The following is a 15,566-nucleotide window of genomic DNA, read 5'->3' on the forward strand; positions in this document are numbered from 1 at the left end:
TAACTTTCTTGATTCAAATTTGAGTAAGAACTGCGTGTGAGCGTGCACCCATCAAAGGATACGGGGTGTACCATGCGTAACAAATTGATTGCCGCCTTCGTCTGCACGACGGCTCTGGTTTCGACCGGTGCTGCTTCCGCCGCCGATCTCGGCGCGCGCTACACGAAGGCGCCGGCCTATATGGAGTCGATGTTCAACTGGACCGGCTTCTATGTCGGCGGCCACGTCGGCGGCGCCTGGACCAACGAGCAGTTCATCAACAACGGAATCGGCGCGCCGTTCGGCGATCTGGTGCCGGGCCAAGGTTACCGTCAGCGTAACTCGGGCGTCCTGGGCGGCGCCCAGATCGGCTACAATTGGCAGGCCAACAACTACGTGTTCGGCATGGAGGGCACGATCTCCGGCCTGGACAACAAGGGCTCGTTCTTGAACACCGCGTTCGGTGCGGGTGACGATGTGTTCTCCTGGCGCGCCAACGTGCTCGCGACCGTCGTCGCCCGTGCGGGCTTCGCCGTGCAGAATAATTTGTTCTACATCAAGGGCGGCTATGCCGGCGTGAACAACCGTCTGTCGGTCACCGACACGGTCGGCCCGGCCACCGGCTCCGGCGGTCAGACCCACTGGGCCAATGGCTGGACCGTTGGTGCCGGCTGGGAGTACGGCATCACCCGCAACTGGATCGTCGGCCTCGAGTACAATTACGCAGCCTTCGCCAGCCAGACCTATCAACTTGGCGGCACCTCGGGCAATTACAGTTTCGACGCCAAGCCGCGCGACATCCAGTGGGCCGTCGTGCGCGCGAGCTACAAGTTCGACGCGCCGGTCATCGCGCGCTACTGAGTGCGTCAACGAACGACCAAGCAGCTATAAAAGACGATCACTGCCCAAATTTAAAAGCCCCGGCATTGTCCGGGGCTTCTTTTTTCGTGTGCAGGTTTTTCGCGTAGTGCCTACGCCATCACCGAGAAGCCGCCATCGACGGGGATCGCGGTGCCGGTGACGAAGTTCGAGGCGGACGAGGCCAGGAACACGGTGATCCCGGCGAAATCGTCGATGTCGCCCCAACGCCCCGCAGGCGTGCGTGCCAGCACCCGTTCGTGCAACCCGGAGACCTGCTGCCGCGCACCGCGGGTCAGGTCGGTGTCGATCCAGCCCGGCAGGATGGCGTTGACCTGGATGTTGTCGGGCGCCCATGCATTGGCGCAGGCGCGCGTGTACTGCACGATGCCGCCCTTGCTCGCTGCATAGGCCGCGGCGAAGCTCGCGCCGAAGATCGACATCATCGAGCCGATGTTGATCACCTTGCCGTTGCCGGACGCCTTCAGCGCCGGATAGGCTAGCTTCGAGCACACGAAGGCGCTGGTGAGGTTGGTGTCGATCACCTTGTTCCACTCGTCGAGCTCGAGCTCGTGCGGCGGCTTGCGGATGCTCATGCCGGCATTGTTGATGAGGATGTCGATGCGGCCGAGATCCCCGACGACGCGATCGATCATCGCCGCGACCGCCGCCTTGTCGGTGACGTCGGTGGGAAGAGAGATCGCCTTCACGCCGCGCTGACTGAGATCGGCGACGGCGGCGGCGGATTTGGTTTCGTTGCGTCCGACCACGGCGATGTTGGCGCCGGCATCGGCCAGGCCGCGGGCCATGCCGAGCCCGATGCCGCCATTGCCTCCCGTGACAATCGCGACCTTGCCGCGGAGATCGAAACGACTGAATGTCATGCTGCTATTCCCTGGTTTCTTCTATTGGTTGCTCTGCCAGATCAGTACCAGCCCGAAGCCGGCCATGGCTGCGCCATAGCCGGCCCATTGCAGCTGGTTGACCATGAAGCTCGATCGCGGCCAGGCAATGGTGCCCGTGCCCTGTCCGATCCAGAGCAGCCCGACGGCGAGAGCAAACAGGCCTGCGATCAGCAGAAATCTGCGCATGCATTCCTCCCCATTGGTCGGCTTCTGTCGCGACGCGGCATAAACGATTGCCGCGGCCCGAAAACTTGCCGGAAGACTAGCCGTAGCTGTGGTTCGGATACAATGGCTGTTGATGCAGGCCGCAGCGAGGATGCATGTCCGTATGCAAGATTATCCAAGGGCGATGCGGCTACAACCCGAGACGGGCACCGATCGCTGAAAGCAGGCATCAGCCGCTACCGCAAAACGAAAAAGCCCCGGCGATGCCGGGGCTTTGACGTCTGAAAGGTTAGATCAGATCAATACTTCGCGACGACCGGGCCGCTCCAGTTGAAGCGATAGACCAGCGAAGTCGAGATCGTCTGGTTCCAGGTGTTGGCACGAATGCTGTTGGCAAGCGGAAGGTTGCCGACGTCCGACAGCTCGGTCTGAGTCTTGGCGTTGTAGAAGGCCGAACGATATTCGGTCTTCATGAACCAGCCGGGCGACTGGATGCCGAAGATGTTCAGGTTGTTCTCGACGCCGCCGCCGACGAACCAGCCGTTGCGGTTGTAGCTGCCAAGGTGGGTACCGGTCGGAACGCCAGCCAGGGTCATGAAGTTGGTCTGGCCGAAGTGAGCTCCGGAGTAACCCCCGTTGACGTAGGAGAGAACGTTCGGAGCGACCAGATAGCCGAGGCGGATACCAGCGGCCCAGGAGTCTTCCAGCTTCTGGTTGCCGGTGATGCCAAGAGTCGGATCCTGGATGGTGGCGCGGATGCTGCCGAACTGACCGTCAGCGAACACGCCGGCGACCCAGGTGCCGCTGAACTGCCAGTCGTAGCCGAGACCGACGGTGCCGAACCAACCCGAACCACCCTGGCGCTGATCAATCGTCAGGGGAACCGCGCCAACCGTGGTCTGCACGTGCTGGTCGGAGGCCGAGAGGCCGCCACCGCCGCCGCCGAAGATGTAGAAGCCGGTCCAGTTGGCGACGGGCGCCGGCATCGGGGCCTTCACGTAGGGACGGGCGGCAAGGTCGGCGGCCGAGGCCGAACCGGTCATCGCGGCAACCGCGGTCAGTGCGAGCAAAATCTTCTTCATTTTAAATCCCCAAGCTTTGGTCTGTCTGGCAGGCGCGAGCGCACTGAAGTCCGAGTGATCTGATGTCCGGACTATAGACGCTTCCCGTCGAAATGCTGTTGCAGGACGGGCACAGTCGCCGGGAAACGCCTCACGGCAGGGATTCCAAGCACCGTCGCTGAAGCTTGAAATAATGCTACATTTCCAGTGCGTTACGTCAATTTCCGAATTCCTGATCCCGGTAACTTCTGGTTAGCAAATCGGGCTTTGTCCGAAATCGAGGCAATCCTGCATCAGACTAGGCCCGGTGAGTCGTTGGCCGAGTCGGCTTGCGGCGCCGGAATCACGAAAGTCGAGGCGAATCGTTGGCGGGATCGTTGGGGAAGGGCGGTTGTCGTCCCCACAAGCAAAAGAGCCCCGGCATCACGCCGGGGCTCTTGATGGGGACGCGAAGCGTGCAGCGTCTGAGGGTCAGACGTCCAGCAATTCCTCATTGGCGAACTCGGCCTTGTCCGAGATGAATGCGAAGCGTGCCTCGGCCTTGGTGCCCATCAGGCGCTCCACCGAATCCGCGGTGGTGTCGCGGTCGTCGGCAAGCAGGACCACCTTCAGCATGGTGCGCTTGGCGGGATCCATGGTGGTTTCCTTGAGCTGCGCCGGCATCATCTCGCCGAGGCCTTTGAAGCGGTTCACCTCGACTTTGGCGTTGGCGCTGAACTCGCTCTTGATCAACGCTGCCTTGTGCGCGTCGTCGCGGGCATAGATCGACTTCGTGCCGTTGGTCAGCTTGTAGAGCGGCGGCACGGCCAGGAAGAGGTGGCCCTCGTCGATCAGCCGCGGCATCTGCCGGTAGAAGAAGGTGATCAGCAGCGAAGCGATGTGCGCGCCGTCGACGTCGGCATCGGTCATGATGATGATGCGCTGGTAGCGCAGATCCTCTTCGCGATACTGCGCGAGCATCCCGCAGCCGATCGCCTGCACGAGATCGGCGAGCTGCGTGTTTGCCGTCAGCTTGTCCTTGCCGGCCGAGGCGACGTTGAGGATCTTGCCGCGCAGCGGCAGCACGGCCTGGGTCTTGCGGTCGCGCGCCTGCTTGGCGCTGCCGCCGGCCGAATCGCCCTCGACGATGAAGAGTTCTGAGCCGTCCAAGCCCGCATCGCTGCAGTCGGCGAGCTTGCCGGGCAGGCGAAGCTTCTTGCCGGCGGTCTTGCGCGCGGTTTCCTTTTCCTGGCGGCGCCGCAGCCGGTCTTCGGCGCGGTCGATCACGAAGTCGAGCAGCCTGTTGGCCATATTCGGATTGCCCGACAGCCAATGGTCGAACGGATCCTTCATCGCCTGTTCGACGATGCGCTGCGCTTCCGCTGTGGCGAGACGGTCCTTGGTCTGACCCTGGAATTCAGGCTCGCGCACGAACACCGAGAGCATCACGGCTGCACCCACCATCACGTCTTCCGACGTAATGGACGACGCGCGCTTGCCCTGGCCGACGCGCTCGGCGTGATCCTTCAGGCCGCGCAGAAGCGCGCTGCGCAGGCCGGATTCGTGCGTGCCGCCGTCCGGCGTCGGCACGGTGTTGGTGTAGGAGGAGAGGAAGCCGTCGGCATCGGCGGTCCAGGCCACGGCCCATTCGCAGGCGCCATGCGCGCCGTTGCGGCCCGATTTGCCGGAGAAGACGTCAGGATGCACCAGCGTGTCGGCGTGGATCGCAGCCGCCAGATAATCCTTGAGGCCACCGGGGAAGTGGAACGTCGCCTCCGCCGGCACGTCCTCGACGCCCTTGAGCAGTTCGGGCGCGCAGTTCCAGCGGATCTCGACGCCGCCGAACAGATACGCCTTCGAGCGCGTCATCTTGAACAGGCGCTGCGGCTTGAACACGGCCTTGGCGCCGAAGATGTCGGTGTCGGGCTTGAAGCGCACACGCGTGCCGCGGCGATTGTTGACCTTGCCGAGATCCTCGAGCTTGCCCTTCGGGTGGCCGCGCTCGAACGTCATGCGATAGAGCTTCTGGCTGCGCGCGACCTCGACCTCGAGCAGCGAGGAGAGGGCGTTCACCACGGAGATGCCGACGCCGTGCAGGCCGCCTGAGGTCTCGTAGACCTTGGAGTCGAACTTGCCGCCTGAGTGCAGCGTGCACATGATGACTTCGAGCGCCGACTTCTTCGGAAACTTCGGATGCGGATCAATCGGGATGCCGCGCCCGTTGTCGATGACGGTCAAAAAGCCGTCCGCGCTCAAATCGACTCCGATGAAGGTCGCATGCCCTGCCAGCGCCTCGTCCATCGAATTGTCGATGACCTCGGCGAAGAGATGATGCAACGCCTTCTCGTCGGTGCCGCCGATATACATGCCGGGACGCCGTCGCACCGGTTCCAGGCCTTCGAGCACCTCGATATCGGCCGCGGTGTAGTCGGCCTCCGCACCGCTCGCACGCGAGGTCGCCTTGGCGGGCGCGCGGGATTTGGGCTCGTCACCGCCAAAAAAATCGTCTTTGGCTTTCGGTTTCAATTGCTTGGACATGTATCTTGATGTGCTTTCAGGGCCGCGGAGGCGGCGAATCGGTTACGCCGACTATGCCACGGCTCGTTTGAAAAGGTCATCGCGTGCCGGCTGGCCGGTCCGCGCGGCAGCCGATGCCAGCGATTTTACGCCACAGGTCCACCAATTCCCGGCAATTTGACGTCTGCGGCCGGTCTGGGTCGGGATTTGTGACTTGATGTCACACAAGCCATTGCCTTACCAGTCTTTTTCATCGAGCACACCTCAAGGTGGGGCGGGAAGGCGATCTGGAATGGAGCATTATGCGCACGCACTGGCCGACTTCGTGCGTGCTCACCAGGCCTGGGCGGCCCCGATCGTGTTCCTGCTGGCCTTCGGGGAGTCGCTCGCCTTCATCTCGCTCTTGATCCCGGCCTGGGGCGCGTTGGTCGCGATCGGCGCGCTGATCGGCGCCAGCGGCATCAGCTTCTATCCAGTCTGGATCGCCGGCGGCATCGGCGCGGCGCTGGGCGACTGGGTCTCCTACTGGTTCGGCTATCGCTACAAGGAGCGGGTCGCCCAGATGTGGCCGCTCTCGCGCTATCCGGAACTCCTGCCCAGGGGCGAGGCCTTCGTGCGGAGCTGGGGCGTGCCCAGCATCTTCATCGGCCGCTTCTTCGGCCCCTTGCGTGCCTCGGTGCCGCTCGCAGCCGGCATCTTCGAGATGCCCTATTGGAGCTTCCAGGCCGCCAATTTCGTCTCGGCGCTGGTCTGGTCGGCCGCGCTGCTTCTGTTTGGCGACGTGCTTGCGAAGTTCATGGAATGGCTCTGGCGGGTGGTCTGACGCCAAAACCTTGACGAAAACCGGATATAGCTTTATAGCCGCGCGCCATGATCAACGCCGCGACCATTCTGTTCGCCCGTCGCCGCCGCCGCAGTCTTGCGGTTTGGGCGGTCGATCGCGTTTGAGATCATCGTCTTTGCCGCTGGATCCGATCCGCGGCATTCTTTCTCCTGTCAGCGCGATCTGATCCGGCGGCCCCCAAGGAGGCCAGCAGGAGACCACGATGTACACGCCACCCTTTTTCAAGCAGGACCGCACCGCGAGCCTGAAATTCGCAGGCGAGCGCGGCTTCGGCACGATGTGCGCCTTCGACGGCCACAAGCCTGTCGCCTCGCCGCTGCCGTTCTACCTGACCTATGCCGCTGACGGCACGCCGCAGGCCGCCTTTCATGTCGCCCGTCACAATCCGCTGCTAAAACTGGCAGGCGACGCGGCGTCCTGGCTGCTCGCGGTCAACGGCCCCGATGCCTATGTGTCGCCGGACTGGTACGTCTCGCCGGATCAGGTGCCGACCTGGCTCTACCAGTCGGTGCATCTGAGCGGGCCGGTGCGGCTCCTGTCGGATGACGAGTTGGCGGTGCAGATCGACACGCTCAGTGAGAAGTTCGAAAACTGGCTGTTGCCGAAGACGCCGTGGACGTCGGGCAAGATGACGGCCGGCAGGCTGGAAGCGTTGAAGAAGGGAATTGTAGGGCTCGTCATGACGGTTGAGGAGGTCGAAGGCAGCTTCAAGCTCAACCAGCACAAGTCCGACGCCGATTATACGGCGATTGCCAATGCGCTCGGCGCGCAGCCCGCTGCCGACGCGAGAGAGATCGCGCAACTGATGCAGGACGTGAGGCCGGAAGCCTTCGCGAACGAAACGAACATGCTCGAAAGGAGCGCGCCATGAGCCTCACTGAAACGACGAAAGCACCGACCACTGGCGCTACGAAGAAGCCGGCCACCGTCTTCGTCGACGGTGGCTCGGGCACCACCGGCCTCGGCATCAACGAGCGGCTGAAGCTCCAGAGCGACGTTGCGGTGAAGACGATCGCCGACGACAAGCGCAAGGACCCCGCAGCCAAGAAGGCGCTGATGGAGGAGGTGGATCTCGTGATCCTCTGCCTGCCGGATAATGCTGCCAGGGAAACCGTCGCGCTCATCGACAGCATGGGACCGTCGGGCCCGAAGGTGCTGGACGCCTCGACCGCGTACCGGGTCGCGCCCGACTGGGCCTATGGCTTTCCGGAGCTGACGCCCGACCAGGCCGGCAAGATCAAGGCGGCGAAGAAGGTGTCCAATCCCGGTTGCTATCCGACCGGCGCGATCGCGCTATTGCGGCCGATCGTCGATGCCGGCCTGTTGCCTTCGGACTATCCCGTCACCGTCAATGCGGTGAGCGGCTATTCCGGCGGCGGCAAGTCGATGATCGCAAGCTTCGAAGACGGCAGCGCGCCGTCCTTCGAGCTCTACGGCCTCGGCTTCGAGCACAAGCATCTGCCGGAGATGCAGCTTTATTCGAACCTGACGCGACGGCCGATCTTCATTCCCTCTGTCGGCAACTACCGGCAGGGCATGCTGGTCTCGGTGCCGCTTCAACTCGACACGCTGCCCGGCAAGCCTGATGGTGCGGACCTGCAAGCCGCACTGGCAAAGCGTTACGCCGGCTCGAAGTATGTTTCGGTGATGCCGCTTCAGAACGAGACGACCAAGGGCGGCAAGCTCGAGCCGGAAGCGCTCAACGAGACCAACATGCTCGAGCTCTACGTCTTCGCCAGCGACAAGTACCATCAGGCGGTGCTGGTCGCGCGGCTCGACAATCTCGGCAAGGGCGCCTCGGGGGCCGCCGTGCAGAACATGCGGCTGATGCTGGGCCTGCCGGAGGAGTAGGGCACGGTAGTGCCCCGGACGCAGCGCAGCGCCTCTTGGCGGTGCGCTGCAGAGCCGGGGCCCATTGTTACTTTGCTGCAGCCTTCTGGGTCCCGGCTCGCGCTTCGCGCGTCCGGGACAGGAGACCTCAGTACTTCGCGATGATCGGTCCGCCGAACCTGTAGTTGATGCGTGCGGTGATCAAGTCGACATCCTGACCGATGCGTTCGGTGCGCGAGAACGTTCCGGCAGCGGGCGCTGCGAGGCCAGTTGCCAGCAGGTTGACGTCGTGCCGACCCATGAACAGATGGTCGTATTCGAGGCCAACCGACCAGTTCTGGGCAAAACCGTATTCGAAGCCGACGCCGACCGTGCCGCCCCAGCGGGTCTCCTTGGCGCCGTCGAACTCGGCCCCGGCCAGACCGCCGGTTCCGATGCCGGCGTAGCGATCGCGGGTGACCGCGGCGCCGCCCTTCGCGTAAAGCAGCACGTTGTTCCAGGCGTACCCGACCTGGCCGGTGAAGAGGCCGAAGGCATCGACGCGGGTGCGGTTCGCGACGCCGAACACGGTGCTGGTATTCCGGCCGGAGAGGTCGGCCCAATCGCCCTGCGCTTCGAGACCGAACACGAAGGCGTTGCTCTGCCAGCGATAGCCGATCTGGCCGCCAGCGACGGCGCCCGTCGCATCATGGCATCCTTCGGCAGTTGCGGGGGAGAAACCAACCGTCTGGTCCCAGCACTTGTGCGACGTACCATAGCCGCCGTTGGCGCCGATGTAGAAGCCGCTCCAATTGTAGACCGCAGCGATCATCGGCGGCGCCTTGGTGTACGGGCGGGCGGCGAGATCAGCGGCGTTGGCCTGGGTCGCGACGGCTGCGAGTGAGATCGCGCCGAGCGCAGATATCATCTTCCAATTCATGTCTGCCCCGAATCAATCAATTGCGATGGGCGAATATAGCTGCGGACGGGTGACAACCTGTAGAGGCAATCCGGAGCGCCGGTTGTTTTTGCCGCAGTGTCATCCTTCGGCAACACCGCCGGTTGATGCCGGGCTGCTTGCAGAGTAGGCAGGCTGGTCGAGGACCTGCCGAAGTGAGTGACGCCATGGATGAGACCACATTGCAGTTCTACCGGGAGAACGCCGAGGCTTATGCCGGATGGGCCAAGGCGCCCTCGACGCGGCTGCGCGGTTTTCTGGCTTTGCTGCAACCCAGTAGCTCGATCCTCGAACTCGGCTGTGGTGCCGGCAATCATTCGGCGGTGATGCTGGTCGAAGGTTTTTCGGTGCGCGCTACCGACGGCTCGCCTGAAATGGCCGAGATCGCGTCGCGGCGGCTCGGTCATCCCGTCGAGGCGATGCGGTTCGACCAGCTTGACGCGCACGAGGCCTATGACGGCGCCTGGGCCAGCGCCTGTCTCCTGCACGTGCCGCGCGACGAGCTCGCCGGCATCCTGGCGCGGATTCATCGCGCGCTCAGGCCGTCAGGCGTGTTCTATGCCAGCTACAAGATGGGCGAGGGCGACGGCCGGGACAGCCTCGGGCGCTATTACAATTATGCGTCGGCAGAATGGCTCGAGGCGGCCTACGCCACCGCGGGGCCATGGATCACGCTGTCGTCGGACAGGAACGTGATCCAGAGCTTTGACGAGACACCGGCGAACATGCTGCATCTCGTCGTTCGCAAGGCCTGATCTCAAAGCAGGGCCTGAGCTCAAACCGCCTTGAAGATCGCCACCGCCAGCACCGCCTGTGCGACGAAGCCGACGGTGAAGGCCAATGTGCGGAAGATCGGGATCCCGAGCGCATAGACGATCAGATGCGCGACGCGCGACCAGAAATAGACGGCGCAAGCAAGCACCGTCCATTTCGAGGAATAGTCGATGGCGTTCAGGATCAGCACCAGCGGTGCGAACAGCACGAGGTTCTCGACGGCGTTGTCATGCGCGAACATCAGGCGGTTCGCCCATTCCGACTGCGGCTTGTCGGCGCGCGAGGGATTGGCCATCGCGCCACCGAGACCGCGAATCTGGCAGCGGTTGATGGTGTAGGGAATCCAGAGGATTCCGGTCAGGACCACCGTCAGTGTCAGCCAGAACAGTTCACGCGTCATAACCCGGTCCCCTCTGTCGTCGCTGTGTTGAGAGCGAGCTTATACAAGCGCGCAAGATTGCGCCATGCGCAAAGAATTCTCCACTATGCGCGAACTCTGACATAGCTGCCGGGGGCGTCCTCGATCGGAGGCAGCGCTTCGCTGCCGACCGCGCGCGCCGCCACCTCCGCGGGATCAAGTGTGCCAAGCCATTGGCGCCAGTCCGGCCACCACGAGCCCTTGTGCTCGACCGCGCCCTTCATCCACTCGGCGACGTTGACGTCCTTGACGTTGTCGTTGGTCCAGTACTGGTACTTGTTCGAGGCGGGCGGGTTGACGACGCCGGCGATGTGGCCCGAGCCGGACAGCACATATTTCACCGGACCGCCGAAGAATTGCGAGCCGTACAGCACCGATTCGGCCGGCGCAATGTGGTCTTCGCGGGTGGCAAGATTGTAGACGGGCACCATGACCTTGGAGAGGTCGAGCAGGGTGTTGTCGAGCACCATCGTGCCGGTCGACAGCCGGTTCTCCAGATAGCAATTGCGCAGATAGTAGGAATGGTTCGACGCCGTCATGCGCGTGGCGTCCGAATTCCAGTGCAGCAGGTCGAACGCGCTCGGCTGCTGGCCTTTGAGGTAATTGCTGACGACATAGGACCAGATCAAATCGTTGGAGCGCAGCATGTTGAAGGCCATCGCCATCTTGGACCCTTCGAGCACGCCGGCCGCCTTCATGTCCTGCTCCAGCGCTGCGATCTGCTCCTCGTCGACGAACACGAGAAGGTCGCCCGCATGGGTGAAGTCGACCTGTGCCGCGAAGAACGTCGCGGACGCCACGCGCTGGCGGCGCTTCTCGGCGAGCCAGGCCAGCGTCGTCGCGAGCATGGTGCCGCCGACGCAATAGCCGGCGGTGTGCACCTTCATCTCGCCAGTGACCTTCTCGATCACGTCCATCGCCGTGAGCGGGCCTTCCTTCATGTAGTCTTCCCAGCTCTTGGTGCCGAGCCGCTTGTCGGGATTGACCCATGAGATCACGAACACGGTGACGCCCTGGTCGACGCACCACTTGATGTAGGATTTCTCCGGCTTGAGATCGAGGATGTAGAACTTGTTGATCCAGGGCGGGATGATCAGGAGCGGCGTGCGCAGCACATTCTCCGTGGTCGGAGAATACTGGATCAGCTGCATCATCTCGTTCTGGTAGATCACTTTGCCCGGCGTCGTCGCCATGTTGACGCCGACGACGAGATTGTCCGGATTGGATTGGCGGATCTTCAGGACGCCCTTGCCGGCTGCGATGTCCTCGGCCAGCATCTTCAGGCCGCGCGCGAGATTTTCGCCGTTGCTGGCCACCGTCGCGCGCAGCACCTCCGGATTGGTCAGCACGAAGTTGGACGGCGACAGCGCGTTGGTGACCTGCTGGATGTAGAACTCGGCCTTGCGGCGGGTCTGCGGATCGAGCCCCTCGGCGTCGCGCACCAGCTCATGCGCGAATTTCGTCGTGAGCAGATAGAGCTGCATCACGAAATCGAAGAACTGGTTCGACTTCCATTCCGGATCGGCAAAGCGCTTGTCGCGCGGCGAGGGCGCGATCGCGGGCGGAGCGTCCTGGCCAGCCATGCGGCGCGCCGCCGAGCCCCAGAGGTCGAGATAGTCCTTGGCGAGCCTGGTCTGGAGATCCGACGCGCGTGATGTGTCCGACAGCCAGTATTCGGCGACCGCGGTGAAGGTCTTGACGACCTCGGTAAGCTCGGCCGGCGGACGATCCTGCACCTCGCCGCTCTCGCGGGGCTTGAGGTAGGCAGCGATCGCCTTGCCGCCGCTTTCCATCGCCCGCGCGACATTCATCGCGAAGGCTTCCGCATCGAACTTCGTCTCGGGTTTGGGCGTGTCGGTCGTGGCCATGCTCATGAGCAGAACAGTAACGATTCATTCCGTATTCGTCACCGCGAAGCTCGCATGTTTGGCGTTAAACACTCTCGAAGATGTGTTGCAGTGCGACAAATTTTCTTGGTTCCGTCACAATCGAGCCGCACCGCTCGGCTTGGTGGTCCCGGGCTGTTTTCTCGCTCGCGCCATTTGGGCAGCAATGGTTTGAGCTTGGGTGCGGACTTCGGTAAGGTTGCCGGGGCCGTGCTTTGGGACGAGTAGGGGATTTCCCAAGTGTTGGCGTTGAGGGACCTGCAAAAGTCGCGGCTGATCTGTGGCGCGCTGCTGATGGCGGCGCTTGCCCTGGGCGGCTGCTCGAGCCAACTCGCGGATATGACGCCCGCCGATGCGCAAGCGCATCCCAGGGAGCCCGGCAGCTATTTGCCGGTGCACGATCTCCCGCCGGATCGCGATCAGGCGGTCATCCCGCCGGACCAACGCGCCAAGATCGAGGCCGAGCTCGCTGCCGCGCGCGACCGTCAGGCCGTTGCCGGCAAGGACGCGAAGTAAGGCGCTGCAAGGTAATCGCTGGCGCCTCCGCCTTGCCGTGCTAAAAGACCTCAGTTCAGCCGAGAGTCAGGGCGAACGACTTCAGTCACCGCCATCGATGATTGCTCTAAGCATTTGATTTTGAGTGATTTTCGTGAACGAGGCGGGCGCCTTTTCGCATGGTCGTTATGGCCTGTCGATTCTGTCCTGACCGGTTGCCCGGAGCCGAGAGAGCCATGGAAGAATTTTACCGCATCCGCCGCCTTCCGCCTTACGTGTTCGAGCAGGTGAACCGGGCCAAGGCGGCCGCGCGGAATGCCGGCGCCGACATCATCGACCTCGGCATGGGCAATCCGGACCTGCCGGCGCCAGCGCACGTGCTGGAGAAGCTGAAGGAGACACTGGGCAAGCCGCGCACCGACCGCTACTCGGCCTCTCGTGGCATCAACGGCTTGCGCAAGGCCCAGGCCGGCTACTACGCCCGCCGCTTTGGCGTGAAGCTCAATCCCGACACCCAGGTCGTGGCGACGCTCGGCTCCAAGGAGGGCTTTGCCAACGTGGCGCAGGCGATCACTGCGCCCGGCGACGTCATCCTCTGCCCGAACCCGAGCTATCCGATTCACGCGTTCGGCTTTTTGATGGCGGGCGGCGTGATCCGCTCGGTGCCTTCGGAGCCAACCCCGCAGTTCTTCGAGGCGGTGGAGCGCGCGATCGTCCACTCGATTCCGAAGCCGCTGGCGCTGGTCGTCTGTTACCCCTCGAACCCGACCGCCTATGTCGCGAGCCTTGACTTCTACAAGGACCTGGTCGCGTTCGCGAAGAAGCACGAAATCCTGATCCTGTCCGATCTCGCTTACGCCGAGGTCTATTTCGACGAAAACAACCCACCGCCCTCGGTGCTGCAGGTGCCCGGCGCGATGGACGTCACCGTCGAGTTCACCTCGATGTCGAAGACCTATTCGATGGCCGGCTGGCGCATGGGCTTTGCGGTCGGCAATGAGCGCGTGATCGCGGCGCTCGCGCGCGTCAAATCCTATCTCGACTACGGCGCGTTCACGCCGGTGCAGGTCGCCGCGACCGCCGCGCTGAACGGCCCCGACGATTGCATCAGGGAGATGCGCGACACTTACCGCAAGCGGCGCGACGCGCTGGTGGAATCGTTCGGCCGTGCCGGCTGGGAGATCCCGCCGCCGGAGGCCTCGATGTTCGCCTGGGTGCCGCTGCCGGAAGCCTTCCGCAGCATCGGCAGCATGCAGTTCGCGACCCTGATGGTGGAGAAATCCGGCGTCGCGGTCTCGCCCGGCGTCGGCTTCGGCGAGCATGGTGAAGGATATATCCGCATCGCCATGGTGGAAAACGAGCAACGGATCAGGCAGGCCGCGCGCGGCGTGCGCCGCTTCCTTGAAAGCGGCATCGAAACGTTGCACAACGTCGTTCCGCTCGCCAATCGGCGTTAAGTTCTCTTCCGCAGGTTTTCTGAAGCATCATGGTTGCACCCCTGAAAGTGGGCATAGCGGGGCTCGGCACCGTGGGCGCCGAAGTTGTCCGTTTGATTGAAACGCAGGCCCGCGTGCTCGCGGGCCGCAGCGGCCGCGGCATCCGCGTCGTCGCCGTCACCGCGCGCTCGAAGGCCAAGAAGCGCGCCGTCGACCTGCGCGGTGTCGAATGGGTCAAGGATCCGCTTGCCCTCGCCATGCATCCCGGCATCGACTGCTTCGTCGAGCTGATGGGCGGCTCGGGCGATCCCGCGCTGGCGGCGGTCGAAGCCGCGCTCAGCGCCGGCAAGTCCGTCGTCACCGCCAACAAGGCGCTGCTCGCCAAGCACGGCCTCAAGCTGGCAAAAGCCGCTGAAAAGCACGGCGGCGCGCTGAATTTCGAGGCAGCGGTCGGCGCCGCGATCCCCGTCATCAAAACGTTACGCGAGGGTCTTGCCGGAACCGGCATCAACCGCGTCTACGGCATCCTCAACGGCACCTGCAATTACATCCTGACCCGGATGGAGCAGGACGGCCTGTCGTTCGCCGAATGCCTGAAGGATGCGCAGCGGCTCGGCTATGCCGAGGCCAATCCGTCCTTCGATGTCGACGGCCACGACACCGCGCAAAAACTCGCTATTCTTGCCAGCCTCGCTTTCGGCACGAAAGTTGCTCAAAGCGCGGTGTATGTCGAAGGCATCTCCTCCATCGCGCCGGAAGATCTCCGTGCCGCTGACGATCTCGGTTACCGACTCAAGCTGCTCGGCGTCGCGGTTCGCACCGCCAAGGGCATCGAACAGCGCGTGCATCCGACCATGGTTCCAAAATCCTCCTCGATCGCACAGGTGATGGGTGTCACCAATGCGGTCACGATCGACGGCGAGGGCATCCCGCCGATCACGCTGGTCGGCCCCGGTGCCGGCGGCGCGGCGACCGCATCCGCCGTGGTTGCCGACATCGCCGATGTCGCGCGCGGCATTCGCGCCAATCCGTTCGGCCGGCCGATTTCGCAGCTGCGCGACACCAAGAAGGCGCCGATGGAGCGCCACGAGGGCGGCTACTACATCCGCCTTCTAGCACGCGATTTCCCGGGCACCGCGGCTGCGATCGCGACCCGGCTCGCGGAGCAGAAGATTTCGATCGAGTCGATCGTGCAGCGCCACCCCAATGGCGGCGCTGCGCCGGCAAACGGCAAGGCGGTCCCGGTGCCCGTTATCCTGATCACCTATGCCACGCACGAGGACGCCGTGCGCCGCGCGCTCGCGGCCGTGCAGCGCGACAAGGTGATCAGCGGACGGCCGCAGGTGATCCGGATCGAGAAGAACTAGGGCATGCTCCGGAAAAGTGTGAAGCGGTTTTCCGGAAAGAACATGCTTAAACAATGACACGGTTCGAACGAACTGTGGGTGTTACGAGTTGATGCGGGTGGAGATTTCCGTCCAA

The 15,566-nt window shown here is 63.5% G+C and carries 15 protein-coding genes; 8 read left to right on the forward strand and 7 right to left on the reverse strand.

The window, feature by feature from the left end:
* Positions 1–72 precede the first annotated feature (72 nt).
* The gene (locus ACVWYI_RS19105) at positions 73–840 is read left to right on the forward strand and encodes an outer membrane protein (RefSeq protein WP_456662886.1); all 768 of its coding nucleotides are present in this window, start codon (positions 73–75) and stop codon (positions 838–840) included.
* 110 nt (positions 841–950) lie between these two features.
* Here ACVWYI_RS19105 and ACVWYI_RS19110 read toward each other — a convergent pair whose 3' ends face one another.
* The 4 genes from ACVWYI_RS19110 to parE all read right to left on the reverse strand — a co-directional run bounded on the left by ACVWYI_RS19110 (position 951) and on the right by parE (position 5,485).
* A complete protein-coding gene (locus tag ACVWYI_RS19110) occupies positions 951–1,721 on the reverse strand; it encodes an SDR family NAD(P)-dependent oxidoreductase (RefSeq protein ID WP_456662887.1) in 771 nt (256 codons plus the stop codon).
* A gap of 21 nt (positions 1,722–1,742) precedes the next feature.
* Complete coding sequence (locus ACVWYI_RS19115; RefSeq protein ID WP_247347112.1) at positions 1,743–1,928, reverse strand: hypothetical protein; 186 nt, start codon at positions 1,926–1,928, stop codon at positions 1,743–1,745.
* A gap of 278 nt (positions 1,929–2,206) precedes the next feature.
* Complete coding sequence (locus tag ACVWYI_RS19120; protein WP_456662888.1) at positions 2,207–2,989, reverse strand: outer membrane protein; 783 nt, start codon at positions 2,987–2,989, stop codon at positions 2,207–2,209.
* 450 nt (positions 2,990–3,439) lie between these two features.
* A complete protein-coding gene (gene parE, locus ACVWYI_RS19125) occupies positions 3,440–5,485 on the reverse strand; it encodes a DNA topoisomerase IV subunit B (RefSeq protein WP_456662889.1) in 2,046 nt (681 codons plus the stop codon).
* A gap of 271 nt (positions 5,486–5,756) precedes the next feature.
* Between parE and ACVWYI_RS19130 the strand changes: the two genes are divergently transcribed.
* The 3 genes from ACVWYI_RS19130 (at position 5,757) to argC (ending at position 8,159) form a co-directional block, all read left to right on the forward strand.
* Entirely contained in the window at positions 5,757–6,287 is a 531-nt protein-coding gene (locus tag ACVWYI_RS19130; RefSeq protein WP_247347109.1) for a DedA family protein, read from the forward strand.
* A gap of 223 nt (positions 6,288–6,510) precedes the next feature.
* Entirely contained in the window at positions 6,511–7,179 is a 669-nt protein-coding gene (locus ACVWYI_RS19135; RefSeq protein WP_247347108.1) for an FMN-binding negative transcriptional regulator, read from the forward strand.
* Positions 7,176–8,159 carry an N-acetyl-gamma-glutamyl-phosphate reductase gene (gene argC / locus ACVWYI_RS19140; protein ID WP_456662890.1) on the forward strand — a complete coding sequence of 328 codons (984 nt, stop codon included), beginning with the start codon at positions 7,176–7,178 and terminating at the stop codon, positions 8,157–8,159. The genes ACVWYI_RS19135 and argC overlap by 4 nt, the downstream gene beginning before the upstream one ends.
* A gap of 127 nt (positions 8,160–8,286) precedes the next feature.
* On the opposite strand, the gene ACVWYI_RS19145 is transcribed toward argC, so the two are convergent.
* Positions 8,287–9,057 (reverse strand): outer membrane protein, encoded by a 771-nt coding sequence (locus ACVWYI_RS19145; RefSeq protein WP_247347105.1) that lies wholly within the window; start codon positions 9,055–9,057, stop codon positions 8,287–8,289.
* Positions 9,058–9,242: 185 nt separating this feature from the next.
* Between ACVWYI_RS19145 and ACVWYI_RS19150 the strand changes: the two genes are divergently transcribed.
* A complete protein-coding gene (locus tag ACVWYI_RS19150) occupies positions 9,243–9,830 on the forward strand; it encodes a class I SAM-dependent methyltransferase (RefSeq protein WP_247347104.1) in 588 nt (195 codons plus the stop codon).
* A gap of 20 nt (positions 9,831–9,850) precedes the next feature.
* Here the strand turns inward: ACVWYI_RS19150 and ACVWYI_RS19155 are convergent, their stop codons facing one another.
* Together ACVWYI_RS19155 and ACVWYI_RS19160 are read right to left on the reverse strand one after the other, a co-directional pair.
* On the reverse strand, positions 9,851–10,249 hold the full coding sequence (locus ACVWYI_RS19155) for an MAPEG family protein (RefSeq protein WP_247347103.1): 399 nt from the start codon (positions 10,247–10,249) through the stop codon (positions 9,851–9,853).
* A gap of 83 nt (positions 10,250–10,332) precedes the next feature.
* Positions 10,333–12,141 (reverse strand): PHA/PHB synthase family protein, encoded by a 1,809-nt coding sequence (locus tag ACVWYI_RS19160; RefSeq protein ID WP_456662891.1) that lies wholly within the window; start codon positions 12,139–12,141, stop codon positions 10,333–10,335.
* Between the two features lie 252 nt (positions 12,142–12,393).
* Between ACVWYI_RS19160 and ACVWYI_RS19165 the strand changes: the two genes are divergently transcribed.
* From ACVWYI_RS19165 to ACVWYI_RS19175, 3 genes are all read left to right on the forward strand, one after another.
* On the forward strand, positions 12,394–12,669 hold the full coding sequence (locus tag ACVWYI_RS19165; RefSeq protein ID WP_247347100.1) for a hypothetical protein: 276 nt from the start codon (positions 12,394–12,396) through the stop codon (positions 12,667–12,669).
* 215 nt (positions 12,670–12,884) lie between these two features.
* Positions 12,885–14,105 (forward strand): LL-diaminopimelate aminotransferase, encoded by a 1,221-nt coding sequence (locus tag ACVWYI_RS19170; protein WP_456662892.1) that lies wholly within the window; start codon positions 12,885–12,887, stop codon positions 14,103–14,105.
* A 29-nt stretch (positions 14,106–14,134) separates the two neighbouring features.
* A complete protein-coding gene (locus ACVWYI_RS19175) occupies positions 14,135–15,451 on the forward strand; it encodes a homoserine dehydrogenase (protein WP_456662893.1) in 1,317 nt (438 codons plus the stop codon).
* Positions 15,452–15,566 lie beyond the last annotated feature (115 nt).

The organism is Bradyrhizobium sp. LB13.1, assembly GCF_054056815.1.